Annotated in this window: 22 protein-coding genes and 1 tRNA gene; 13 read left to right on the top strand and 10 right to left on the bottom strand. The window is 63.0% G+C overall.

Features of this window, described 5'->3' with window-relative positions; all coding sequences use genetic code 11:
- Window positions 1-3: 3 nt before the first annotated feature.
- Window positions 4-1,134 (bottom strand): tRNA guanosine(34) transglycosylase Tgt, encoded by a 1,131-nt coding sequence (tgt, locus tag BMY84_RS08480; RefSeq protein ID WP_093083053.1) that lies wholly within the window; start codon window positions 1,132-1,134, stop codon window positions 4-6.
- A 49-nt stretch (window positions 1,135-1,183) separates the two neighbouring features.
- Entirely contained in the window at window positions 1,184-1,363 is a 180-nt protein-coding gene (locus BMY84_RS08475; RefSeq protein WP_093083050.1) for a hypothetical protein, read from the bottom strand.
- A 373-nt stretch (window positions 1,364-1,736) separates the two neighbouring features.
- Between BMY84_RS08475 and BMY84_RS08470 the strand changes: the two genes are divergently transcribed.
- On the top strand, window positions 1,737-2,555 hold the full coding sequence (locus tag BMY84_RS08470) for a crotonase/enoyl-CoA hydratase family protein (RefSeq protein WP_256213276.1): 819 nt from the start codon (window positions 1,737-1,739) through the stop codon (window positions 2,553-2,555).
- A 22-nt stretch (window positions 2,556-2,577) separates the two neighbouring features.
- Here the strand turns inward: BMY84_RS08470 and BMY84_RS08465 are convergent, their stop codons facing one another.
- Window positions 2,578-4,569 carry a putative bifunctional diguanylate cyclase/phosphodiesterase gene (locus BMY84_RS08465; RefSeq protein WP_256215161.1) on the bottom strand — a complete coding sequence of 664 codons (1,992 nt, stop codon included), beginning with the start codon at window positions 4,567-4,569 and terminating at the stop codon, window positions 2,578-2,580.
- A 189-nt stretch (window positions 4,570-4,758) separates the two neighbouring features.
- On the opposite strand from BMY84_RS08465, the gene BMY84_RS08460 reads away from it, so the two are divergent.
- Window positions 4,759-5,463, top strand: a complete 705-nt coding sequence (locus BMY84_RS08460; protein ID WP_093083044.1) for a GNAT family N-acetyltransferase — start codon at window positions 4,759-4,761, stop codon at window positions 5,461-5,463.
- 386 nt (window positions 5,464-5,849) lie between these two features.
- Here the strand turns inward: BMY84_RS08460 and BMY84_RS08455 are convergent, their stop codons facing one another.
- From BMY84_RS08455 to groES, 3 genes are all read right to left on the bottom strand, one after another.
- The gene (locus BMY84_RS08455; protein ID WP_093083042.1) at window positions 5,850-6,164 is read right to left on the bottom strand and encodes a hypothetical protein; all 315 of its coding nucleotides are present in this window, start codon (window positions 6,162-6,164) and stop codon (window positions 5,850-5,852) included.
- Between the two features lie 176 nt (window positions 6,165-6,340).
- The gene (gene groL / locus BMY84_RS08450) at window positions 6,341-7,984 is read right to left on the bottom strand and encodes a chaperonin GroEL (RefSeq protein WP_093083038.1); all 1,644 of its coding nucleotides are present in this window, start codon (window positions 7,982-7,984) and stop codon (window positions 6,341-6,343) included.
- Window positions 7,985-8,039: 55 nt separating this feature from the next.
- A complete protein-coding gene (groES, locus tag BMY84_RS08445; RefSeq protein ID WP_093012383.1) occupies window positions 8,040-8,327 on the bottom strand; it encodes a co-chaperone GroES in 288 nt (95 codons plus the stop codon).
- 386 nt (window positions 8,328-8,713) lie between these two features.
- Here groES and BMY84_RS08440 point away from each other — a divergent pair, with 386 nt between their 5' ends.
- Complete coding sequence (locus BMY84_RS08440) at window positions 8,714-9,148, top strand: universal stress protein (protein ID WP_093083035.1); 435 nt, start codon at window positions 8,714-8,716, stop codon at window positions 9,146-9,148.
- 88 nt (window positions 9,149-9,236) lie between these two features.
- Window positions 9,237-10,106 carry a glutathione-dependent disulfide-bond oxidoreductase gene (yghU, locus tag BMY84_RS08435; protein ID WP_093083032.1) on the top strand — a complete coding sequence of 290 codons (870 nt, stop codon included), beginning with the start codon at window positions 9,237-9,239 and terminating at the stop codon, window positions 10,104-10,106.
- Window positions 10,107-10,273: 167 nt separating this feature from the next.
- Here yghU and BMY84_RS08430 read toward each other — a convergent pair whose 3' ends face one another.
- A complete protein-coding gene (locus BMY84_RS08430) occupies window positions 10,274-10,885 on the bottom strand; it encodes an NAD(P)-dependent oxidoreductase (protein WP_093083028.1) in 612 nt (203 codons plus the stop codon).
- A 109-nt stretch (window positions 10,886-10,994) separates the two neighbouring features.
- Between BMY84_RS08430 and BMY84_RS08425 the strand changes: the two genes are divergently transcribed.
- The 8 genes from BMY84_RS08425 (at window position 10,995) to pgl (ending at window position 20,702) form a co-directional block, all read left to right on the top strand.
- Complete coding sequence (locus tag BMY84_RS08425; RefSeq protein WP_093083025.1) at window positions 10,995-11,384, top strand: winged helix-turn-helix transcriptional regulator; 390 nt, start codon at window positions 10,995-10,997, stop codon at window positions 11,382-11,384.
- 210 nt (window positions 11,385-11,594) lie between these two features.
- Window positions 11,595-13,169, top strand: coding sequence for a Re/Si-specific NAD(P)(+) transhydrogenase subunit alpha (locus tag BMY84_RS08420; RefSeq protein WP_093083023.1), 1,575 nt, complete (start codon window positions 11,595-11,597; stop codon window positions 13,167-13,169).
- 12 nt (window positions 13,170-13,181) lie between these two features.
- Complete coding sequence (locus BMY84_RS08415; protein WP_093083020.1) at window positions 13,182-14,633, top strand: NAD(P)(+) transhydrogenase (Re/Si-specific) subunit beta; 1,452 nt, start codon at window positions 13,182-13,184, stop codon at window positions 14,631-14,633.
- A gap of 305 nt (window positions 14,634-14,938) precedes the next feature.
- Window positions 14,939-16,147 carry an acetyl-CoA C-acetyltransferase gene (locus BMY84_RS08410; protein WP_093083018.1) on the top strand — a complete coding sequence of 403 codons (1,209 nt, stop codon included), beginning with the start codon at window positions 14,939-14,941 and terminating at the stop codon, window positions 16,145-16,147.
- Between the two features lie 134 nt (window positions 16,148-16,281).
- Window positions 16,282-18,459, top strand: coding sequence for a 3-hydroxyacyl-CoA dehydrogenase NAD-binding domain-containing protein (locus BMY84_RS08405; RefSeq protein ID WP_093083015.1), 2,178 nt, complete (start codon window positions 16,282-16,284; stop codon window positions 18,457-18,459).
- A 64-nt stretch (window positions 18,460-18,523) separates the two neighbouring features.
- Complete coding sequence (galE, locus tag BMY84_RS08400) at window positions 18,524-19,528, top strand: UDP-glucose 4-epimerase GalE (RefSeq protein ID WP_093083012.1); 1,005 nt, start codon at window positions 18,524-18,526, stop codon at window positions 19,526-19,528.
- Window positions 19,525-20,004 carry a YbaK/EbsC family protein gene (locus BMY84_RS08395; RefSeq protein WP_093083010.1) on the top strand — a complete coding sequence of 160 codons (480 nt, stop codon included), beginning with the start codon at window positions 19,525-19,527 and terminating at the stop codon, window positions 20,002-20,004. Before galE ends, BMY84_RS08395 begins: the two co-directional genes overlap by 4 nt.
- Window positions 20,005-20,009: 5 nt before the next feature.
- Window positions 20,010-20,702: a 6-phosphogluconolactonase gene (gene pgl / locus BMY84_RS08390; protein WP_093083006.1), complete on the top strand. Its 693-nt coding sequence runs from the start codon at window positions 20,010-20,012 to the stop codon at window positions 20,700-20,702.
- A gap of 307 nt (window positions 20,703-21,009) precedes the next feature.
- Here pgl and BMY84_RS08385 read toward each other — a convergent pair whose 3' ends face one another.
- The gene (locus BMY84_RS08385; protein WP_093083004.1) at window positions 21,010-21,273 is read right to left on the bottom strand and encodes a hypothetical protein; all 264 of its coding nucleotides are present in this window, start codon (window positions 21,271-21,273) and stop codon (window positions 21,010-21,012) included.
- A 57-nt stretch (window positions 21,274-21,330) separates the two neighbouring features.
- Here BMY84_RS08385 and BMY84_RS08380 point away from each other — a divergent pair, with 57 nt between their 5' ends.
- Window positions 21,331-22,467, top strand: a complete 1,137-nt coding sequence (locus BMY84_RS08380; protein WP_093083001.1) for a pyridoxal phosphate-dependent aminotransferase — start codon at window positions 21,331-21,333, stop codon at window positions 22,465-22,467.
- A 45-nt stretch (window positions 22,468-22,512) separates the two neighbouring features.
- Here BMY84_RS08380 and BMY84_RS08375 read toward each other — a convergent pair whose 3' ends face one another.
- Window positions 22,513-22,698, bottom strand: a complete 186-nt coding sequence (locus tag BMY84_RS08375; protein WP_093082998.1) for a hypothetical protein — start codon at window positions 22,696-22,698, stop codon at window positions 22,513-22,515.
- Between the two features lie 65 nt (window positions 22,699-22,763).
- Window positions 22,764-22,848 (bottom strand) — tRNA-Leu (locus tag BMY84_RS08370).
- Between the last annotated feature and the right edge of the window lie 139 nt (window positions 22,849-22,987).

The following is a 22,987-nucleotide window of genomic DNA, read 5'->3' as shown; positions in this document are numbered from 1 at the left end:
CTCTCAGACCCGCTGATAATCGCGACGGAAATCAGCCGTGAAGGCCGAGAGCGTGCCCGCTGCGATATTGTCGCGCAGGCCCTGCATCAGTTCCTGATAGAAGTGGATATTATGCTGGGTCATCAGCATGGCGCCCAGCATTTCGCCCGCTTTGACCAGATGGTGCAGATAGGCGCGGCTCCAGGTCGCGCAGACCGGGCAGCCGCAGCGCGGATCGAGCGGCCCCAGATCCTCGTTGAACTTGGCGTTGCGGATATTGAGCGGACCGGCCCAGGTGAAGGCCTGCCCGTTGCGGCCCGAGCGGGTCGGCAGCACGCAATCGAACATGTCGATGCCGCGTTCGACGGCGCCGACGATATCGTCCGGCTTACCCACGCCCATCAGATAGCGGGGCTTGTCCTGCGGCAGCATGTCGGGCGCAAAATCGAGGGTGGCGAACATCGCCTCCTGCCCCTCGCCCACCGCCAGACCGCCCACGGCATAACCGTCGAAACCCACCTCGATCAGCTTTTCGGCCGAGATGCGGCGCAGATTTTCGTCCAGCGATCCCTGCTGGATGCCGAACAGGGCCGCGCGTTCTGCATGCTCGCCGTCGGCGTCGAAGCCGTCGCGCGATCGCTTGGCCCAGCGCATCGATCGTTCCATCGACTTGGCCGCCTCGTCATGAGTGCAGCCATTTTTAGTGCATTCGTCAAACGCCATGACGATGTCGCTGTCTAGCAGGCGCTGGATTTCCATCGACCGTTCGGGCGTCAGCATATGCTTCGACCCGTCAATATGGCTGGAGAAGGCAACGCCCTCCTCGCTCATCTTGGTGAGCGCAGACAGGCTCATCACCTGATAGCCGCCGCTGTCTGTCAGGATCGGCCGGTCCCAGCCCATGAAGCCATGCAGGCCGCCAAGGCGCGCCATGCGTTCCGCGCCGGGGCGCAGCATCAGGTGATAGGTATTGCCCAGGATGATATCCGCGCCAGTCGCGCGGACTTCGGCGGGGCGCATCGCCTTCACGGTGGCGGCGGTGCCCACAGGCATGAAGGCAGGCGTGCGGATTTCGCCGCGCTTCATCTGAATCGCGCCAGTGCGTGCCTTGCCGTCGGTGGCGCTGATGGAAAAGGAAAAACGGGGTCTGGTCATGCGCCGCGCTCTAGGGATGAACGCGCCCATGTACAAGGATTAGCGGGGATCAGCCAGCCTTGCGAAGCCCCTCCAGCAATAGCATCGCATCGATATTAAACCCTTCCACCCGGCGATAAGGCCCGATGAAGCGCAGGCAGTCGGCGGACAGGCGCAGTGGCCATGGATCACCCTGCGCATCATGCAGGGCCAGGGTCACGCGATGGGAGGAGGAACGCGGTTCGATCATGCCCGTGACGCTAATTTACAAAGGTTAACAAAGGCCTGCATGGTAAATTTTACATTTGCCAAATAGGACGTTTTGTGACTTTCGCGCCACAGAGACCCCGCTTCTCGGCGCTTTAGGGCGGCCGGAATGCAACAGTGATGACCAAAAATGGTTAACAGCCTATCAATAAAGGGTCGGTTGATTGCATCCTGCCGACCAGCCTGATCTGTTCATGCAGAATAGGAAAACGGGGTCGCACATGATTGATTCAGGACGTTTTAGTCCCACGGGACGAGAATATGACACGGCATCACAAGAGCCGTTTTCATCGGCTGAAAATGTGCCGTTCGACGCTACGGAAACGCAGTCCATCGAACTGGCCGGCCAGTCGAAGATGTTCGATCTGGGCCAGATCGACGTGCAATGGGATGCGCCGCTGGAAACGCTATGGGCATTCATGGCGCCGCAGGAACGGCCGAATTTCTCCATGGCGATGCTGCGGGACGTGCGCAGCTGGTATGTGGAGAGCAAGCGGTTGTTCGACGCGGGCCAGTTGCCGATCAAATATCTGGTCGCCGGCTCCCGCTTTCCGGGCGTTTTCAATCTGGGCGGGGATCTGGAGTTGTTCGCCGGCTGTATCGAGCGCGGCGACCTGCCCGGCCTGATCGACTATGGCCATGCCTGTATCGACGTGGTCAACCGCACCTGGCGCAATGGCGACATGCCGGTCGTGTCCATCGCGCTGGCGCAGGGGGATGCGCTGGGCGGCGGGTTTGAGGCACTGCTCTGCTTCGACATCGTGGTCGCCGAGCGCAGCGCGCGATTCGGCCTGCCCGAAATGCTGTTCGGCCTGTTCCCCGGCATGGGCGCCTATTCGATCCTCGCCCGCAAGCTGGGCCGCCTGATGGCCGAGCGCATGATCCTGTCCGGCAAGGTCTATAGCGCCGAGGAAATGTATGATCTGGGCATCGTCCACCGGCTGGTGGAAGATGGCGAGGGCGAAGCGGCGGTGCGCGATTATATCAGCAGCACGCGACCGCATCATTCCGGGCATGTCGGCGTGTTCCAGGCCGGGCGCCGGGTCGATCCGCTCGACTATGAAGAACTGAAGGACATTGTCGAGAATTGGGCGGCGTCGGCCGTCAAGATCGACTTGAAGGATATGCGGATGATGCGTCGGCTGGCCTCCGCACAGACTCGCCTGACGCGCTGATCCACCCTATCGCAGCGGCGCTTCAGGCGAGGCGCCGCTGACGGATGAGGCCAACCATGTCGTGCCCGTCCGACCGCATCTGCGCCATCAGTTCCAGCAGCGCGTCGGCCGGCATCGGCCTGGCCAGCACGAACCCCTGAACATTGGTGAAGCCGACCTCGCGGGCATAGCGTAGCTGCTCTTCCGTCTCGATCCCTTCGGCCACCGTTTCGACGTCCAGCGAATGGGCGAGATAGGCGACGGACTGGGCGATGGCGCGATCGCGGGGATTTTCGCCCACGCCGCGCATGAAGCTCTGGTCGACCTTGATCGTGTCGAAGGCGTGGGACCGCAGCGAACCCAGCGACGAATAGCCGGTCCCGAAATCGTCCAGCGCCAGACGCAGGCCGATCCGCCGCATTTCCGCCAGGATCAGATGGGTGCGGCCATCATCTTCCAGGAAGGTGGATTCGGTAACTTCCAGTTCCAGCCGCCGTGCGCGCATCCCGGCCTTCAGCAGCGCGGCCATGACAGACCGCGAAAGCCCGTCGCTCTTGATGAGCGCGGGCGAGATGTTGACGGCGACGCGGATATCCTCGTCCCACTCCATGGCGTCCTGACAGGCCTTTTCCAGCGCCCATGTGGTGATCGGCTCTATCAGCGAACTGCTTTCCGCGATCGGGATGAATTCACCCGGCGAGATCGGCCCCAGTCGGGGATGATCCCAACGCATCAGCGCTTCGCATATGACGATGCGGCCCGTCTCGCTGTTGAAGATCGGCTGGTAATGCAGCCGCAGGTCGCCATTGGCGAGCGCCGCGCGCAGCCCCATTTCCAGTTCATAGATGCGGTTCTGCCGTTCCTTCATCGACCAGTCGAAGCGGCTGTGGCGGTTACGCCCGCCATGCTTGGCCTGATAGAGCGCCAGATCGGCATGCTGGAGCAGTTCGTCGCTGCCACGACCATCAGCGGGCGCCACGGCGATGCCCATCGATGCGGTCACGCTGAGCGAATAGCCGCCCGCTTCGAATTCGCTCGCAAATTCCTGCATCACATCGGATGCCACGGCGTCAGCGACGACGCGGTCGGCATAGGGGCAGATGATGATGAATTCGTCGCCGCCAAAGCGCGAGACATGGCCGCGCCCGTCCAGTGCGCGGGTCACACGCTCCGCAACTTGGCACAGCAACTGATCGCCCACGATATGGCCCAGCGAATCGTTGATTTCCTTGAAGCGGTCGAGGTCCATCCACAGGATCGCCATCGCTTCCTGATCGGATTGCCGCTGTTCGAACAGATCACGCAACCGCATCTGCATCGCCATGCGGTTTTCGACGCCGGTCAGGCTGTCATAGCGGGCCAGCTTTTCGAACTTCTGGGCCAGCAGCGCCTTTTCATTCTTGGCGAGCAGCGCCTGCAACACGATGCGGTGCGTGGTCTTGGTGATCTCCGCCATGGCGAAGATCATCAGGAAGCAGAGGATACCCAATATGGTGTAGCCAAGGCCACCTGCCAGAATCAGGCCCAGCGATGTCGGCAGCAGCGAGAAGCAGGTCTGCCCCACGGCGACATGCACCCGCCCGGCATTGCGGCCGGAAATGCCGCCGGCATAGGAAGCGACCATGCCGACGCTCAGCACATGCAGGCTGGCGGCGTCGGTCATGGTGAGCGTGGCCAGTGCATGCAGCCCGAGCAGGGCGGCATAGATCCAGGCGCCCAGTTCATAGGCCGCCCCCCAGATCGGGCTGGCCAGATCATCCTTGTGCGCCAGTTGCCGCTGGAAATAGACGGCGGAAATCGACCGACTGATCCCGACGACCAGGATCAGGATCGAAATGACGATGATGGGCGTCAGGCGTGCCGAATAAGCGACGACCAGACCCAGCGATCCACCGGAAATCGCACCGCTGAGCAGAGAGGCCGGCGAGGCGTAAAGCGCCTTGACGAGACTATCCTTCACCTCAGCGCTTTGCTGGGTGGCCGGCGCGAAGCGCGTGCGCAACTTTGCGCGCAGAAGGTGGAGTGGTCCGGACACGTGTTGTGCCTTATCGGCGATCAGCATTGCCATTTGGTAAACGGTGCATTGGCAATCGCGCGCTTCAGCCTTCATATCGCTACGGAATCCGAGGCGGCAGGCAGGACGTTGCGATAATATTGTCGTGCGCGAAACGACATGATAGGCCGCCCTCTCCTGTCCCCCACGGCATAGCATAGGAGCCACGCCATCCATCCGCTCGACCATCCGATCTGGCATAGCCTGGCCCATGGCTGGTCCGCGCTGGCGCAAGGCGATGATCTGGCCCGGCGGATCGATCCGCTTCATGGGCCGTTTGGGGCGGCAGCGGATGATAGCGATGCGAGCCGCCGGGCACTCGCCGCGCTGGTGCCGCCGGACGATGAGCTATGGCTGCTCGGCCCCGATGCGATCGTCGCGCCTCCGGGCTTGACGGTGGCGCGTACCGCAACGCTGGCGCAGATGGTCGCACCGACCATCATCCCGGCTAAAGCCGCGCCGCCCGCATGGACGGTGCTGGGCGAAGCGGACGCCGCCGAGATGCTGGAACTGGCGCTGCTAACCAAGCCCGGCCCTTTCCGATCGCATACCCACAGGCTGGGCCGGTTCATCGGTATGCGGGTGGAGGGCAGGCTGATCGCCATGGCGGGCGAGCGGATGCGGATGCCGGGCTTTACCGAGGTCAGCGGTGTCTGCACGCATCCCGAGTGGCGCGGTCGCGGTCTTGCCGGGGCGCTGATGCGGGGGGTGATGCAGGCGATGCTCGATCGCGGTGAGACGCCCTTCCTTCATGCCTATGCAGCGCATGACAAGACGATCTCGCTGTACCGGACGCTGGGGTTCGAAGTGCGGGCGGAATTGCCGATGATGGTAGTGACGGAGCAGGCCGACGGATCGCAAGGCGCTGCCGCTTAACTTCGCATATTTCCCGCGAATTCTGACATAATATTACAGCAGCGCGATCCTATCGGAAAGCCGGGCGATGGAGGCGACGATGGGAAAGAGCCGTTGTCGCTTATCCCATGCGGGTGCCTGATAGGACAGGATTGTGCGGCTGGAACAGCCCGGCGTTTCTCGATCTTGGTTTGTCCTGAGCGCCTGCCGTCGAAGGGTCGTACTTCTTGAAGAACAAGAGGGGGCTTCGACAGGCTCTCCTGAGCGAAGTCGAAGGGCCGAACGATTCTTATTTAAGGTTCGATGCTCTAAGAAAAGCACAGCCCCCTTGGATGCTGCCTACGGCGTCGCACAGGACAGACTTCAATAGGCTGAGGGCAAACGGGTCATATTGTAGGAGCTTTGCTTCAGCCTTCTTTATCGGCCCTGATCCAAGCCTTGCGCCGTTTCATGATCCGCTCGTTGCGGGTTTGCCAAGGTTCGAAATCATTTGCCAATGACGGCTTTATGCGGCTGTCATATCGGCAATCATAGATGCGCTTGGAAACAAGGACGCACGTCACATTCCGCGTTTCGACCGTTGGTGCAAATTCGACAAAGCCGCGCCCGTCGACAGAATAGTCCGTCAGCGGAGCCAGAATGCGCCGCTCTTCGAAAGCCTGTAGATCGGCAGTCATGGGCGCTGCCGACGAAAGCAACCATGCGGTCATCAAGGGCTTCATCCATTCTCCCCGTCCAAGAAACCATTATGCCCGACCGTGACGGCGCAGGAAAGCGAGGATAAGAAAAAGGCCGGTGGATCGCTCCACCGGCCTCTTCATTCCAATATGGAAGGCAGGACTTCTTTGAAGTCGCGATCGAACCGCGGGTGAGCGATGCCCACCCGCTACGATCGCTTTTAGAAGTCCATGCCGCCCATGCCGCCCATGCCACCGGGCATGCCGGCCGGTGCAGCCTTGTCTTCCGGCAGTTCCGAGATGGCGGCTTCGGTGGTGATCAGCAGACCAGCAACCGAGGCAGCGTTCTGGAGCGCGGTGCGCACGACCTTGGTCGGGTCGATAACGCCGGCGGCGACGAGGTTTTCATAGGTGTCGGTCGCAGCGTTGAAGCCGAACGAGGTGTCGTCCTGATCGAGCAGCTTGCCCGACACGACGGCGCCGTCCTGACCGGCGTTGCTGGCGATCTGGCGAACCAGAGCGGTCAGCGACTTGCGGACGATGTCGATGCCGCGGGTCTGGTCATCATTGACGCCGGTGACGCCGTCGAGAACCTTGGTCGCGTACAGCAGCGCGGTGCCGCCACCGGGGACGATGCCTTCTTCGACGGCTGCGCGCGTGGCGTGCAGGGCGTCGTCGACGCGGTCCTTGCGTTCCTTGACTTCGACTTCCGTCGCGCCGCCGACCTTGATGACGGCCACGCCGCCAGCCAGCTTCGCCAGACGTTCCTGGAGCTTTTCACGGTCATAGTCCGAAGTGGTGACTTCGATCTGCGCACGGATCTGCTCGGTACGGCCCTTGATCGAGTCGGCTTCACCGGCGCCATCGACGATGGTGGTGTTGTCCTTGTCGATGGTGACGCGCTTGGCGGTGCCCAGCATGCCCAGGGTCACGGATTCCAGCTTGATGCCGAGGTCTTCCGAGATCACTTCGCCCTTGGTCAGGACGGCGATGTCTTCCAGCATGGCCTTGCGGCGGTCGCCGAAGCCCGGTGCCTTGACCGCAGCAACCTTCAGGCCGCCGCGCAGCTTGTTGACGACCAGGGTCGCCAGCGCTTCGCCTTCAATGTCTTCCGCGATGATCAGGAGCGGACGGCCCGACTGAACGACGGCTTCCAGGATGGGAAGGATCGACTGAAGGTTCGACAGCTTCTTTTCGTGGATCAGGATGTACGGATCAGCCAGCTCGACGGCCATCTTTTCCGGGTTGGTGATGAAGTAGGGCGACAGGTAGCCGCGGTCGAACTGCATGCCTTCCACGACGTCCAGTTCGAAGTCGAGACCCTTGGCCTCTTCCACGGTGATGACGCCTTCCTTGCCGACCTTTTCCATGGCTTCGGCGATCTTTTCGCCGACTTCACGGTCACCGTTGGCGGAAATGATGCCAACCTGGGCAACTTCGGCCGAACCCGAAACCGGCTTCGAACGCGACTTGATGTCTTCCACGACCTTGATGACGGCGAGGTCGATACCACGCTTCAGGTCCATCGGGTTCATGCCGGCGGCAACCGACTTCATGCCTTCGCGCACGATGGCCTGAGCCAGAACGGTCGCGGTGGTGGTGCCGTCACCAGCGATGTCGTTGGTCTTCGACGCCACTTCGCGCACCATCTGGGCGCCCATATTCTCGAACTTGTCCTTCAGTTCGATTTCCTTGGCGACGCTGACGCCGTCCTTGGTGATGCGGGGCGCGCCGAAGCTCTTGTCGATGACGACGTTGCGGCCCTTCGGGCCCAAGGTCACCTTGACCGCGTCGGCCAGAATGTCGACGCCGCGCAGGATGCGCTCACGAGCGTCACGCGAAAACTTTACGTCCTTCGCTGCCATGATCTAATTCCTTTGAAAAATTGGGAAACTGGAAAACCGAAATTCTGCGGGTCGCTTAAGCGACGATACCCAGAATGTCCGATTCCTTCATGATGAGCAGGTCTTCACCGTCGACCTTGACTTCGGTGCCCGACCACTTGCCGAACAGAACGCGATCGCCAGCCTTGACGTCCAGCGGCGTGACCTTGCCGTCTTCGGCCTTCGAGCCGGTGCCGACGGAGACGATTTCGCCTTCTTGCGGCTTTTCCTTGGCGGTGTCGGGGATGATGATGCCACCGGCCGTCTTCGCTTCCGCTTCAATGCGGCGAACGAGAACGCGGTCGTGCAACGGACGAAATGCCATGTTGATTGCCTTTCCCTAGCGTCTGGGGAGGGGGTGAGCGCACGGGAACCGGGGTCGCGCCCCGAAATGCCCTGTCCGCCTGTCCGTCTCCCGATGAACTCTTCTTTGTTAGCACTCATCGAATGAGAGTGCTAGCGGCATGCATATGGAAAAGTCGTTCCGCCGGTCAAGGGCCTGAGCGCGGAAAAATTTCCAGTGGGCGGGACAACTTGCCCGACGCGCGCCGCCATAGGCCCCCTGCCCCCCGCCCGTCATCGCCAACGCGATGGATTGCGCGGATATTGCGGTTGTTCCTTATATATGTCGCTTCGGGAATCTTTCATGACAGGTGCATCGCCCGCGCGCGCGACGGGTTGATCCGGCATAATGATACAGGAGCCAAGAGGATGCCCTACGCCACGATCATCGCCGCCGTCGACGTCAACAGTCCCGATCTGGCCCGTGCAGCCATAATCGCCGCAGCGCAGGCCGCCGGGACGCAGGCGGTCGTCCATATCCTGTATGTCCGCTATTATCTGCCGACCCGCTATTCCGATCTGCTGGCCAGCGATTTCGACGAGCGGGAGGAAGAGGACGCCCTGTCCGACATGCAGACATGGGCGAAGGAGGCCGGACTGGAACCGGCCCGCACCCAGATATTCACCCGGCGTGGGCGGGTACGCGACGAAGTGCTGATCGAGGCGGAACGGCGCAAGGCCGACCTGATCGTGCTGGCGTCGCACCAGCCTTCGCTCACGTCGCGGCTGCTCGGCTCCAATGCATCGGCCATCGTCCATATGGCGCCGGTCAGTGTGCTGGTCGTCAGGGTGGATGGGAAATAATCATGGATCGATAAGCGCTGCTCGGTTGCGGGTGGATGCCCCCTTTCCTACCTGCGGGGCATCCATTCCTATATCGGAGCCAGCCCGCATGACCGAAATCTATACTCCGCCCAAAGTCTGGACATGGGACAAGGAGAATGGCGGCCCCTTCGCCAATATCAACCGGCCGATCGCCGGCGCGACCCATGACAAGGATCTGCCGGTGGGCGAGCATCCGCTGCAACTTTATTCGCTTGCCACGCCTAACGGGCAGAAGGTGACGATCCTGCTGGAGGAATTGCTGGAAGCGGGCGTGAGCGCGGCGGACTATGACGCCTGGCTCATCAAGATCGGCGATGGCAACCAGTTCGGCAGCGGCTTTGTCGAGGTCAATCCGAACAGCAAGATCCCGGCCCTGCTGGACCGCAGCGTGTCGCCGCCGCAGCGCGTGTTCGAATCCGGTTCCATCCTGCTCTATCTGGCGGAGAAGTTCGGCAAGTTCCTGCCCACCGACCCGGCGGGGCGGACCGAGACGCTGAACTGGCTGTTCTGGCAGATGGGCGCCGGGCCGCTGCTGGGCGGCGGTTTCGGCCATTTCTTCGCCTATGCGCCGGAGAAATATGAATATCCGATCAACCGCTACACGATGGAAGTGAAGCGGCAACTGGACCTGTTGGACAAGCGTCTGGCGGACAATGACTATATTGCGGGTGCGGACTATACGATCGCCGATATCGCGATCTGGCCCTGGTATGGCGGGCTGGTGCTGGGTCGGGCCTATGGCGCAGCGGAGTTTCTGGATGCGGGCAGCTACAAGAATCTGCTGCGCTGGGCGCAGCAGATCGACGCCCGCCCGGCGGTGAAGCGCGGCCGCATGGTCAACAAGGCGAACGGGCCGCTGGAAGAGCAGTTGCACGAACGGCATGATGCGAGCGACTTCGAGACGAAGACGCAGGATAAGCTGGAAGGGGCGGCCTGATTATTCCCCCTCCCGCAGGCGGGAGGGGTTGATGGGAAGCGCGTGACTCCCATCAAGGGGTGGGCATGCGTGAGGTTGCAAATGCCCACCCCGCTGCGACTAGGTCCGGCTGCGCCGAACCAAGTCTCGCTACCCCTCCCGCTTGCGGGAGGAGATTGGATGAGGCATCAATACCCCACGGTAAACCGCGCCTTGCTGTGCTGCGGCGTTTCGATTTCGTCCACCAGCGCGATGGCATAGTCGGCGTAGGAGATGCTGCTGTTGCCATCCGCGTCGACCAGCAATGCGTCCTTGCCCAGACGGAAGCTGCCCTTGCGATCGCCGACGAAGAAATAGGCGGACGGCGACAGGAAGGTCCAGTCGATGTCGTCCACGCCACGCAGATAGGTCAGGAAGTCGGCACCCTTCCCGGCTTCGGCCTTATAGGCTTCGGGGAATTCCGGGGTGGTGATGAGCGGCACGCCGGGCGCGACCTCCAGACTGCCTGCGCCGCCGACGACCAGATAGCGCGGCACGCCGGACGCCCGCACCACGCCGACCAGCGAAACCGGATCGGTGTCGGAGAACATGACTGCGCTGACCACGGCATCATGGCCGCGCAGCGTTTCGGCAAGTGCCGCCCCGTCGTTGACGTCGCCCGCGACCGCCGTGACGCCTTCGGCCTCGACGGCATTTTCGGGATGGCGCGAAATCGCCGTCACCTGATGCCCGCGCCGGGCCAGTTCCGCGCTGATTTCCCGGCCTGCCCGGCCGCTGCCGCCGACGATCGCTACCTTCATGCCACTATCTCCTTCTTTACGGTTACCAATGGAAACCAGATAGCGATTGGGATATCATGGTCGCAAGAAGGCACTTTGCCATCACCTGGTTACGTCGAGGATACCGACCATGACCGTTCCCCTGCCCCTTCGTGTGGGCGATGCCTATAATCCCGACTGCCCGACCCGGCAGGTGCTGGACCGGATCGGCGACAAATGGGCTGTGCTGGTGCTGCTGAGCCTGAAGGACGGGCCGGTGCGCTTCAACGATCTGCGGCGGCGGGTCGGCGCTATCTCTCAGAAGATGCTGTCGCAGACGCTCAAGAGCCTGGAGCGGGACGGACTGGTCAGCCGCGCCGCCTTCCCGACGGTGCCGGTGACGGTGGAATATGCGCTGACCCCGCTGGCGGGCGGGCTGATCGGCATATTGGACCAGATCACCCGCTGGGCGGAGGCGCATGTGGGGGAGATCATGGCATCGCGCCGCGCGCTGGATCGGGCAGACGCAATGGCGGCGTAAGGCGCTATCCGGAACAAAAATGAGCCGTTTCGCACATCTTTCTAACAAACTCTTACACTTGTCAGCACGACCAAGATAGCTCAGCTTCCACCGCACCAAGAGTTTCGCGATGGACTGATGGCGCCCGTCCGACCAAGAGCCACTTGTCAGTCTGTCTGCCGCGCGACAAAATGGTGGCAAGCGCACATAATGTAAGGGGGAGGAGACGGTGTGAAGATCGGTGCACCCAGAGAAGTCGCACGGGATGAGGCGCGTGTCGCGCTGACACCCGACAGCGCGCTGCAATTGCAAAAGCTGGGCCATGCGTGCCTTGTCGAAAGTGGCGCAGGGGTCGCCGCCGGATTTGGCGACGATGCCTATCGCGCCGCCGGCGTGACGGTACTGCCGAGCGCGGAAGCGCTGTGGGCCGAAGCGGACGTGGTGGTGAAGGTACGGCCGCCCGAAGCGGACGAGGCCGCTCGCCTGACGCCGGGCAAGACGCTGATTTCCTTCTTCTATCCCGGCCAGCGTGGCGAAGAGCTGGCGGCGATCAGCGCGACCGGCGCGAATGTGCTGGCGATGGACATGGTGCCCCGCATTTCGCGCGCGCAGAAGATGGATGCGCTGTCTTCCATGGCGAATATCGCGGGCTATCGCGCGGTGATCGAGGCGGGCGCGAATTTCGGGCGCTTCTTTACCGGGCAGGTGACGGCGGCGGGCAAGGTGCCGCCGGCCAGAGTGCTGGTGATCGGCGCAGGTGTCGCCGGTCTGGCAGCGATCGGCGCGGCGACATCGCTGGGCGCGATCACGCTGGCCTTCGACGTGCGGCCGGAAGTCGCCGAGCAGATCGAATCGATGGGCGCGCAGTTCGTCTATCTCGACTTTGCCGAAGAACAGCAGGATGGGGCGACGACCGGCGGCTATGCCGCACCATCCAGCCCGGAATTCCGCGAAGCGCAGCTCAAGAAATTCCGCGAACTGGCGCCCAATGTCGACATCGTCATTTCCACCGCGCTGATCCCCGGCCGGGACGCACCTGTGCTGTGGACGAAGGACATGGTCGAGGCGATGCGCCCCGGATCAGTCATCGTCGATCTGGCGGCCGAGCGCGGCGGCAATTGCGAACTGACGGTCGCCGACCAGAAGATCGTGTCGCCTAATGGCGTGACGATTATCGGCTACACCGATTTCCCCAGCCGCATGGCGGCCCAGTCCAGCACGCTCTATGCCAGCAATATCCGCCATATGCTCGCGGACCTGACGCCGGGCAAGGATGGCGTGATCGTCCACAACATGGAGGATGACGTGATCCGGGGCGCGACCATCGCCTTTGAAGGCACGGTCAGCTTCCCACCGCCCCCGCCCAAGATCAAGGCGATCGCGGCCCAGAAACCCAAGCCCAAGGCCGAGGAGCTGACGCCCGAACAGAAAAGGGCGAAGGAAGTCGCTGCCTTCAAGGCGCAGACCCGGTCGCAGATCACGACGCTGATCGCCGGCGCGGTGCTGTTGATGGCGGTCGGCGCGGTCGCGCCGGCCAGCTTCATGGCACATTTCACCGTCTTCGTGCTGGCCTGCTTCGTCGGGTTCCAGGTGATCTGGAACGTCAGCCATGCGCTGCATACGCCGCTGATGGCGGTGACGAACGCGATTTCCGGGATCGTCGTGGTGGGTGCCATGCTTCAGGTCGGATCGTCCAGCACGATCGTCCTGGTTCTGGCGACGATTTCCATCCTGATCGCGTCGATCAATATCGTTGGCGGCTTCCTGGTCACGCGCCGGATGCTTGCCATGTTCCAGCGGTCGTAAGGGGGACGATCCATGTTCGATATCGGTGTGGTATCCGCCGCCTATATTTCCGCTGCGGTTCTTTTCATTCTATCCCTTGGTGGCCTGTCCAATCAGGAAAGCGCCAAGCGCGCCGTCTGGTATGGCATATCCGGCATGGCGCTTGCCGTCGTGGCGACGCTCTTTGGCCCAGGTGCGGCCAATCTGCCGATCGTGGTCGCGACCTTTGCTGTCGCTGCCGTCATCGGCTGGGTTGTGGCGGTGCGCGTCCAGATGACCGAAATGCCGCAACTCGTCGCCGCGCTGCACAGTTTCGTGGGTCTGGCCGCCGTCTTCATCGGTTACAATGCGCATTTCGAACTGGAAACGGTGAACGCGCTCGATCCCGCCGCGCGGGCGGCATTGACCGGCTTTGCCGGCGTGCTGGCGCACAAGACACCGGTCGAGATCAACATTCTGAAGGTCGAGGAGTTTCTGGGCATCTTCATCGGCGCAGTGACCTTCACCGGGTCGATCGTCGCCTTTGGCAAGCTGGCGGGGAAGCTGGACGGCAAGGCGAAGAAGCTGCCGGGTGGTCATGTGCTCAACGCGACGGCGGCGATCGCGTCGCTGGTGCTGCTGGTCATGTATGTCGGCAATATCGGGGTCGAGGGCCGCGAACTGACCGTTCTGATCGCCATGTCGGTGCTGGCGCTGTTCATCGGTTTCCATCTGGTGATGGGCATCGGCGGCGCGGACATGCCTGTGGTCGTGTCGATGCTGAACAGCTATTCGGGCTGGGCCGCCGCTGCGATCGGATTCACGCTGGGTAACGACCTGTTGATCGTGACCGGCGCGCTGGTCGGTTCTTCGGGCGCCATCCTCAGCTACATCATGTGCAAGGCGATGAACCGTAGCTTCGTGTCGGTGATCCTGGGCGGCTTTGGCGGCACCAGCGGCCCGGCGGCGGAGATTGAGGGCGAACAGGTCGCGATCGACGCCGATGGCGTGGCGGCTGCGCTCAATGATGCGGACAGCATCATCATCGTGCCCGGCTATGGCATGGCGGTGGCGCAGGCGCAGCAGAGCGTGAGCGAACTGACCCGCAAGCTGCGCGCAGCAGGCAAGAGCGTCCGCTTCGCCATTCACCCGGTCGCGGGTCGCCTGCCCGGCCATATGAATGTGCTGCTGGCCGAAGCCAAGGTGCCCTATGACATCGTGCTGGAAATGGACGAGATCAACGAGGATTTCCCCTCGACCGACGTGGTGATCGTGATCGGCTCCAACGACATCGTCAATCCGGCAGCGCAGGACGATCCCAACTCGCCGATCGCCGGGATGCCGGTGCTGGAAGTGTGGAAGGCCAAGCAGGTTTTCGTGTCGAAGCGCGGTCAGGGCACCGGCTATTCGGGCATCGAAAACCCGCTCTTCTACAAGGAGAATACGCGGATGTTCTATGGCGACGCCAAGGTTGCCGTGGACAGCCTGCTCGGCAAGATCGGCTGATCAGGGGGGTGGGCGGACTGCCTCCGCCCGCCCCGCTTCAATCCCGGCGCCCCGGCCCGCACCCTGTGCGGGTCGGGTCGTTTTGTTACGCGCCATGGGGTTGGAATATCGGGCAGATTCGCGCAGCAATGCGCAAGGCGAGCGACAGCAAGTTGGACAGTTGCATCGCGAACGCACTATTGCCGTTACGGCAGGGCCGGTTGCGATAATCTCCTGCAATAGACACTTGCACTTTACGTAAACGTAAATACATTCCCCTCCACATTCGAAGCGCCAAAACGGCCCCCCACGGAGAGGGAATGATCATGGAAGCCTATATTTACGACGCCGTCAGGACGCCCCGTGGCCGGGGCAAGGCCGACGGGTCGCTGCACGAAATCACCCCGATCCAGTTGGCGACGCAGGTATTGGAAGCCGTGCGCGATCGCAGCCAGATCGACACGGCCGATGTCGACGATGTCATTCTGGGCTGCGTCAGCCCGGTGGGGGAACAGGGCGCGGACATTGCCCGCGTCGCCGTGCTGAACGCCGATTATGCGCAGACCGTGCCGGGCGTGCAGATCAACCGTTTCTGCGCTTCGGGGCTGGAGGCGGTGAACATGGCGGCGGCCAAGGTCTATTCGGGCGAAGCGATGTTCGCGATCGGCGGCGGCGTCGAATCGATGAGCCGCGTGCCGATGGCGTCCGACGGCGGCGCATGGGCGATGGACCCGGCGGTCGCGTACAAGACTTATTTCGCGCCGCAGGGCATCGGCGCCGACGTGATCGCCACCAAATTCGGCATCAGCCGCGACGATGCCGACGCCTATGCCGTGGAAAGCCAGAAACGCGCCAAGGCCGCATGGGACGAAGGGCGTTTCGCCAAATCCATCGTGCCGGTGAAGGATGTGATCGGACAGGTCGTCCTGAACCATGACGAACATATGCGGCCCGATGCGACGATGCAGTCGCTGGGCGCGCTGAAGCCCAGCTTTACCGCGCTGGGTGAGGAGATGCCGGGTTTCGACACTGTTGCCCTGCTTCGCTACCCGGAACTGGAGAAGGTGAACCACATCCATCATGCCGGGAACAGCAGCGGCATCGTGGACGGGGCCGCCGCCGTGCTGGTCGGCAACAAGGATATCGGCGACAAATATGGGCTGAAGCCCCGCGCCCGGATCAAAGCCATGGCGTCGATCGGGTCGGAGCCGCTAATCATGCTGACCGGGCCGGAATTCGTCGCGGGCAAGCTGCTGGCGCGGGCTGGCATGACACAGGCCGACATCGACCTGTGGGAACTGAACGAAGCCTTCGCATCGGTCGTGCTGCGTTACATGCAGGCGATGGACCTCGACCACAGCAAGATCAACGTGAATGGCGGCGCGATCGCCATGGGCCATCCGCTGGGCGCGACCGGCGCGATGGTGCTGGGCACGGCGCTGGACGAACTGGAACGGTCGGGCAAGGGCACCGCGCTCATCAACCTGTGCGTGGGCGCGGGCATGGGCACCGGCATCATCATCGAACGTATCTGAGAAATATAATCCGTTCGTCCTGAGTAGCCATTGAGCGAAGTCGAAATGGCGTATCGAAGGACCCATGCTTCGATACGGGTCTTCGACAAGCTCAGCCCCTACTCAGCACGAACGGAGATGGGAAAGGCTGCATCATGAACACCATCAACTTCGACATCGACGCCGACGGCATCGCCACCCTGACGATCGACGTTCCGGGCCAATCGATGAACGTCATCGGCCCGGACTTCCTGAGCGATCTGGATGCCGCGATCACGCGCATCGCGTCGGAAGAGGGCATCAAGGGCGCGGTCATCGCGTCGGGCAAGGACAGCGGCTTCATGGCCGGCATGGACCTCAAATATTTCGGGTCGATGCTGGCAAGCGAGAGCGGGGATCGCCCTGCCCCGGCCGCGATTTTCGACAAGGTTTTCGTGCTGAACACCCTGTTCCGCCGCCTTGAAACCAGCGGCAAGCCGATCGCCTGCGCGATCGAGGGCACCTGCGTCGGCGGCGGTTTCGAACTGGCGCTGGCCTGTCATCGTCGTTTCGTCGGCGACAGCAGCAAGACGCAGCTTGGCCTGCCCGAAATCCTGATCGGCCTCTTCCCCGGCGGCGGCGGGTCGCAGCGTCTGCCGCGCATCATGGGCGTGCAGGCGTCGCTGATGTATATGTTGCAGGGCAAGCTGTTCCGCCCGGCCGAAGCCGCGATGCTGAAGGTCGTGGACGGCGTCGTGCCACAGGGCACGGCGCTGGCGGCCGCGCGCGATTGGGTGAAGGCCAATCCGAGCGCCAACACGCAACCTTGGGATGTGAAGGGCTTTAAGGTTCCGGGCGGCGCGGGCGGCTTCAACCCCGCCTTCGTCCAGACCATGGCCGGCGCGCTGCCGATGACGCTGAAGCAGACGCAGCGTAACATGAACGCGCCGATCGCTTTGTTGTCGGCCGTCTATGAAGGCATCACTTTGCCCATGGACCGGGCGATCCGCGTGGAAAGCAAATATTTCGCCAAGGTTGCCGCCGACCCGCAGGCGAGCAACATGATCCGCACCCTGTTCGTCAACAAACAGGCCGCCGAGCGCGGTGCGCGCCGTCCCAAGGACCAGCCCAAGGCACCGACGACCAAGCTCGCGATGCTGGGCGCGGGCATGATGGGCGCGGGGATTGCCACCGTCGCGGCACAGGCCGGGATCGAAGTCGTCTTGTTCGACCGTGACCAGGCCTATGCCGAAAAGGGCAAGGCGCATGTCGAGGAAGTGCTGAAGAAGCGGCTCGGCCGGGGCATGACGCCTGAGAAGATGGCGGAGACGCTAGCCCGCGTGACGCCGACCACCGACTATGCCGCGCTTGCCGGGGCCGATTTCGTGATCGAAGCCGTGTTCGAGGATGTCGGCATCAAGGCCGAAGTGACCAGACAGGTCGAAGCCGTGCTGGGCGCCGACACCATCTTCGGCTCCAACACATCCACTTTGCCGATCACCAGGCTGGCGCAGGCCTGGACCAAGCCCGAGAATTTCATCGGCGTGCATTTCTTCTCGCCGGTCGAGAAGATGCCGCTGGTCGAGATCATTCTGGGCGAAAAGACCGGCCCCGCCGCCATCGCTAAGGCACTGGACTTCGTCGCGCAGATCAGGAAGACCCCGATCGTCGTGCATGACAGCCGCGGCTTCTATACCTCGCGCAGCTTCGGCACCTATGTGCAGGAAGGCGCGGAACTGGTCGGCGAGGGCATCAATCCGGCGCTGATCGAAAATGCCGGCAAGCAGCTTGGCATGCCGACCGGTCCGCTGGCGGTCAGCGACGAGGTATCGATCGAGCTGGGCTGGAAGATCATGAGCGCCGCGAAGAAGGAACTGGGCGACGCCTATGTGCCACAGGGTTCGGACGACATCATGGTCAAGATGGTCGAGGCCGATCGCCTGGGCCGTAAGAATGGCAAGGGCTGGTACGACTATCCCGAAGGCGCGAAAAAGCATCTGTCGCCGGTGCTGGGCGAGATGTTCCCGCGCGCCGACGACCAGCCCGATGTCGAGGCGGTCAAGGAACGCCTCCTCTATCGCCAGTTGATCGAATGCGCCCGCTGTTTCGAGGAAGGTGTGCTGGAAACGCCGGAAGATGGCGATATTGGCGCGATCTTCGGCTGGGGCTTTGCGCCCTATACCGGCGGGCCGTTCAGCCATATGGATACGGTCGGCATCGCCCATGTCGTGGCCGTGCTGGACCGGCTGGCGGCGGTCCATGGCCCGCGCTTTGCCCCGACGCAGCAGTTGCGGGACATGGCGGCGAGCGGCGCGACCTTCTATCGCTCGCTCCCGTCCCGCGCTGCGGCATAAAAGACTGTAAATCGTAACGAGGCTGGTTTAGGTCTCCCCGGCACATCCGGGGAGACCTTATTTTATGAGCGAAAAGCCGACGGTTCTGGTCACGGGGGGCGCCGGCTATATCGGCAGCCATGCAGTCCTGGCGCTGCGCGATGCGGGCTACCGCGTTGCGGTGATCGACAATCTGACCACCGGCTTCCGCTGGGCCATTCCCGAAGACGTGCATTTCACGCAAGGCGACATATCCGACCAGCCACTGGTCGAAGCGCTGCTGAAAGAGCAGAATATCGGCGCGATCATGCATTTCGCAGGCTCCATCATCGTCCCGGAATCGGTCGAGAATCCGCTCAAATATTATCACAATAACAGCGCCAAGAGCCGCAACCTGATCGAGAGCGCGGTGCGGGTCGGCGTGCCGCACTTCATCTTCTCCTCCACCGCCGCCACCTATGGCACGCCGGAGGAAAGCCCGGTGCGGGAGGATAGCCCCAAGCTGCCGATCAACCCCTATGGCATGTCGAAGCTGATGACGGAGATCATGCTGGCCGACGTGGCGGCGGCGCATCCGATCAATTTCTGCGTGCTGCGCTATTTCAACGTCGCGGGCGCCGATCCGCAGGGCCGGACCGGCCAGTCGACCGCCGGCGCCACCCACCTGATCAAAGTGGCGGTGGAAGCGGCGCTGGGCAAGCGCAGCCATGTCGCGGTGTTCGGCAGCGATTTCGACACGCCCGACGGAACCGGCGTGCGCGACTATATCCATGTCAGCGATCTGGCCAGTGCCCATGTGCTGGCGCTGGATGCGTTGCAGGCGGACAAGACGAAGAATTACACGCTCAATTGCGGCTATGGCCGGGGCTTTTCGGTGATGGAAGTGCTGGACGCGGTCGACCGCGTGACCAACATGACGATCGACCGCCGGGTCGAGGGACGCCGCGCCGGCGACCCCGCTTCGCTGATTTCCGACAATCGCCGCATCATGGCGGAATTCCCCTGGCAGCCGCAACATGCCGATCTGGACAAGATCGTGAGCCATGCGCTCGCCTGGGAACGCAAGCTGGGCGATATTCGCGGCGAATGAGCGACGCCAGCGTCCGCGCGTGGTTCGCCGCGCATGCGCCCGATGTGATGATCATCGATCAGGGTGTCAGCACCGCGACGGTGATCGAGGCGGCGGCCGCGCTGGGTGTCGAACCCGCGCGGATCGCCAAGACGCTGTCGCTGCGCGTGGGCGAGGCCGTCGTGCTGGTCTGCGCGCGCGGCGACGCGCGGCTGCACAATGCCAAGTCCAAGGCCGCGCTGGGCGCCAAGCCGCGCATGCTGGGCGGGCATGAGGTGGAGGAACTGACCGGCCATCCCGTGGGCGGCGTTTGCCCCTTCGGCCTTGTCCAGCCGCTGCCCGTCTATTGCGACATATCGCTCAGGGATTTCGCCACCGTCTTTCCGGCGGCTGGATCGCGGACCAGTTCGGTCGAACTGACGCCCGATCGACTGGCGACCTTGACCGGGGCGACTTGGGTGGACATTTGCACGCTTCCCGAAGCAGTCGCGGAGTAAGCCCCATGCCGACCGAACATCTTTTTGCCACCGGCGCGGACGCCGCCGCCGATATCGCCACGCGCATCGCCGCCATCCTGTCCGACGCCATCGCCGCGCGCGGCGTGGCGAGCATCGCGGTGTCGGGCGGCCGATCGCCCCGGCCGGTGCTGGAGGCGCTGAGCGCGGCCGATCTCGACTGGAGCAAGGTTGTCGTGACGCTGGTGGACGAACGCTGGGTCGCGCCCGACAGTAGCGACAGTAATGAGCGGCTGGTGCGGGAAACTTTGTTGCAAGGCGCGGCGGCCAGCGCGCACTTCGTGCCGATGAAGAATGACGCGGCCGACGCCTATGCCGGGCAGCCGGCAGTCGAGGCGGCCTTTGCGGTATTGCCCTGGCCGCTGGATATCATACTGCTGGGCATGGGGGATGACGGGCATACGGCATCGCTCTTCCCCGAGGGCGCGGAACTGGCCGAAGGGCTGGTGAGCAAGGCGCTGACCATCGCGGCGACGCCGCCGGTCGCCCCGCACCAGCGTATGTCGCTGACCGCCCATGGGGTTTTGCAGAGCCGCTTCATCTTCCTTCAGATCAGCGGCGCGGGCAAGAAAGCGGTCTATGATCGCGCACTGGCGGGTGGTGGGCAAGAGGAACTGCCGATCCGGCTGGCGCTGTTGCAGGATGACGTGCCGGTCGAGGTGTGGATCGCGGAGGCGTGACGGGCCCGCATTAACATCATTTCCCCGTCATTCCCGCGAAGGCGGGAATCCATCTCGCCTGCTTCCGGATCGGTGAAAAGACGAGAGATGGATCCCCGCCTTCGCGGGGATGACGGGATTAGAGCGAACAGCATTAAATCTGAACCACCCGCCGTTCGTCCTGAGTAGCCGCTGAGCGAAGTCGAAGCGGCGTATCGAAGGATGGGACATACCAGCCCCTTCGATACGGGCCTTCGACAAGCTCAGTCCCTACTCAGGGCGAACGGATCAGATTTAAAGCGCGTTGCTGTAGGATGAGGGACGCTTATCACGCCCGCACTTCATGCTGTGAAATCAGATAGCGCCACACGCCCACCGCGTTAATGGCCAGCATGGCGACATTCTGCCAGCCTATCCCTTCGCTATCCTTGTCGAGAAAACCCCAGCCGATCAGGGCGATGGAGGATGTGACGAACAGGACGAACGCCCACCCCGTCACTCGCCGCCCCAGATTGAGCGACACCACCAGCGCCGCGACCGTCGCGGCCCCGGCACCATAATATTGCAAGGCGGTGAGCAGCGTCTGGTCCATGTCGGTGGAAACGCGCCGGCCATGGACATGGTTGCCCGGTCATAATAGGCACGCCCCATGGTAGCCGAGATCGATCCTTTCCACGCCATCGCCATCAGCCGCGAAGCCCATGCCCTCGAAGCCGCAGGCCGTTCCATCCTGCATATGGAGTTCGGCCAGCCATCGACCGGCGCGCCTGCCGAGGCAATCGCGGTGGCGCATCAGGTGCTGGACACCGATCCGATGGGCTATTGGGAAAGCCCGGCGCTGAAGGAACGGATCGCCCGCCATTATGGGGAACGGCACGGCGTTGCGGTCGACCCCGAACAGATCATCCTGACCTGTGGCGCATCACCGGGGCTGGTGTTGGCGCTGACCTGTCTGTTCCGCCCCGGTGCGCGGGTCGCCACGGCGCGGCCGGGCTATGTCGCCTATCGCAATAATCTCAAGGCGCTCTATCTGGAGCCGGTCGAAGTGCCCTGCGGCCCGGCCGAACGATACCAGATCAGCGCCGATGCGCTCGCCGCGATCGATCCTGCGCCGGACGGCCTGATCCTCGCCAGCCCGGCCAATCCCACCGGCACGATCATCCCAGCGGAGGAACTGGAACGGATTGCGGCGGTCTGCGCGGAGCGGGGCATCCGCATCATCTCCGACGAAATCTATCATGGATTGAGCTTTGGCGAACCGGCCCATTCGATGCTGGAATATGCGCCCGACGCGATCATCGTGAACAGTTTCTCCAAATATTACAGCATGGCCGGATGGCGGCTGGGCTGGATCGTGGTGCCGACCGACCTGATCGGCGTAGCGCGGGCGCGGATGGGCAATCTGTTCCTGACCCCGCCGGTGCTGGCGCAGCGCGCTGGCCTGACCGCCTTCGACTGTACGGACGACCTGGAGGAGCATGTCGAGGGCTATCGCCGCAACCGGCAATTGCTGCTCGATGCCCTGCCCGCGCTGGGCCTGGCGCAGATCGCCCCGCCCGACGGCGCCTTCTACATCTATGCCGATATCAGCCATCTGACTAATGACAGCCTGAGCTTCTGTCAGAAGCTGTTGCGCGAAACCGGCGTGGCGACCGCGCCGGGGATTGATTTCGATCCGGTCGACGGCCACCGCTTCATCCGCTTCAGCTTCGCCGTGTCGACCGACCGGGTCGAGGATGCGATCGCGCGGATGGTGCCCTGGTTTCAGGCGCAGGGTGGACGGTAAGGAGCGGGACTGCGGACTTCTCCTGACCCGCTCCGCTTATCCCAATCAGCGCACCATCCGCTTATAGACATGCACCAGCCACAGGGCGGTCAGGACGACGACCGTCAGCAGGCGCGGCGGCAGCTTTTCGAGTGCATGGGGCACGCTCCAGAACAGCGCGTCGCCCACGCTGATGATGGTCAGGAAAAGCAGGCCGAACAGCACCGGCGGCAATATATGGCGGAGCTTCATGAGTCTGGCATAGCAGGCCGGCAGGCAGTCCGCGACAGGGCAATCGCTCCTATCGAGGAAGCCAGTGGTGCGGGTGGTCGGAATCGAACCGACACTCCTTGCGGAACCGGATTTTGAGTCCGGCGCGTCTACCAGTTTCACCACACCCGCACGGCTGGTTCGCGCCAAATGGCAAAATCCGACGCGGGCGTCCAGCCGAAAATCGGATCGGATCGCGGAAGTTGGTCCCGCATCCTTGACAGGCCTGCCCTCGCCGCCCACATGCTGCCCCTAAATGTAATATTATATC

Source organism: Sphingobium sp. AP50 (assembly GCF_900109095.1).
GTDB lineage: Bacteria > Pseudomonadota > Alphaproteobacteria > Sphingomonadales > Sphingomonadaceae > Sphingobium.
The sequence above is the reverse complement of the archived record's forward strand: the minus strand, read 5'-3'. Positions and strand labels throughout refer to the sequence as shown.

Bases quoted from the DNA above. Each gene is read 5' to 3' on its own strand.
- tgt (WP_093083053.1), bottom strand. From the start codon at position 1,134: ATGACCAGACCCCGTTTTTCCTTTTCCATCAGCGCCACCGACGGCAAG.
- BMY84_RS08475 (WP_093083050.1), bottom strand. From the start codon at position 1,363: ATGATCGAACCGCGTTCCTCCTCCCATCGCGTGACCCTGGCCCTGCAT.
- BMY84_RS08470 (WP_256213276.1), top strand. From the start codon at position 1,737: ATGTTCGATCTGGGCCAGATCGACGTGCAATGGGATGCGCCGCTGGAA.
- BMY84_RS08455 (WP_093083042.1), bottom strand. From the start codon at position 6,164: ATGAAGCCCTTGATGACCGCATGGTTGCTTTCGTCGGCAGCGCCCATG.
- groL (WP_093083038.1), bottom strand. From the start codon at position 7,984: ATGGCAGCGAAGGACGTAAAGTTTTCGCGTGACGCTCGTGAGCGCATC.
- groES (WP_093012383.1), bottom strand. From the start codon at position 8,327: ATGGCATTTCGTCCGTTGCACGACCGCGTTCTCGTTCGCCGCATTGAA.
- BMY84_RS08440 (WP_093083035.1), top strand. From the start codon at position 8,714: ATGCCCTACGCCACGATCATCGCCGCCGTCGACGTCAACAGTCCCGAT.
- yghU (WP_093083032.1), top strand. From the start codon at position 9,237: ATGACCGAAATCTATACTCCGCCCAAAGTCTGGACATGGGACAAGGAG.
- BMY84_RS08430 (WP_093083028.1), bottom strand. From the start codon at position 10,885: ATGAAGGTAGCGATCGTCGGCGGCAGCGGCCGGGCAGGCCGGGAAATC.
- BMY84_RS08425 (WP_093083025.1), top strand. From the start codon at position 10,995: ATGACCGTTCCCCTGCCCCTTCGTGTGGGCGATGCCTATAATCCCGAC.
- BMY84_RS08415 (WP_093083020.1), top strand. From the start codon at position 13,182: ATGTTCGATATCGGTGTGGTATCCGCCGCCTATATTTCCGCTGCGGTT.
- BMY84_RS08410 (WP_093083018.1), top strand. From the start codon at position 14,939: ATGGAAGCCTATATTTACGACGCCGTCAGGACGCCCCGTGGCCGGGGC.
- BMY84_RS08405 (WP_093083015.1), top strand. From the start codon at position 16,282: ATGAACACCATCAACTTCGACATCGACGCCGACGGCATCGCCACCCTG.
- galE (WP_093083012.1), top strand. From the start codon at position 18,524: ATGAGCGAAAAGCCGACGGTTCTGGTCACGGGGGGCGCCGGCTATATC.
- BMY84_RS08395 (WP_093083010.1), top strand. From the start codon at position 19,525: ATGAGCGACGCCAGCGTCCGCGCGTGGTTCGCCGCGCATGCGCCCGAT.
- pgl (WP_093083006.1), top strand. From the start codon at position 20,010: ATGCCGACCGAACATCTTTTTGCCACCGGCGCGGACGCCGCCGCCGAT.
- BMY84_RS08385 (WP_093083004.1), bottom strand. From the start codon at position 21,273: ATGGACCAGACGCTGCTCACCGCCTTGCAATATTATGGTGCCGGGGCC.
- BMY84_RS08380 (WP_093083001.1), top strand. From the start codon at position 21,331: ATGGTAGCCGAGATCGATCCTTTCCACGCCATCGCCATCAGCCGCGAA.
- BMY84_RS08375 (WP_093082998.1), bottom strand. From the start codon at position 22,698: ATGAAGCTCCGCCATATATTGCCGCCGGTGCTGTTCGGCCTGCTTTTC.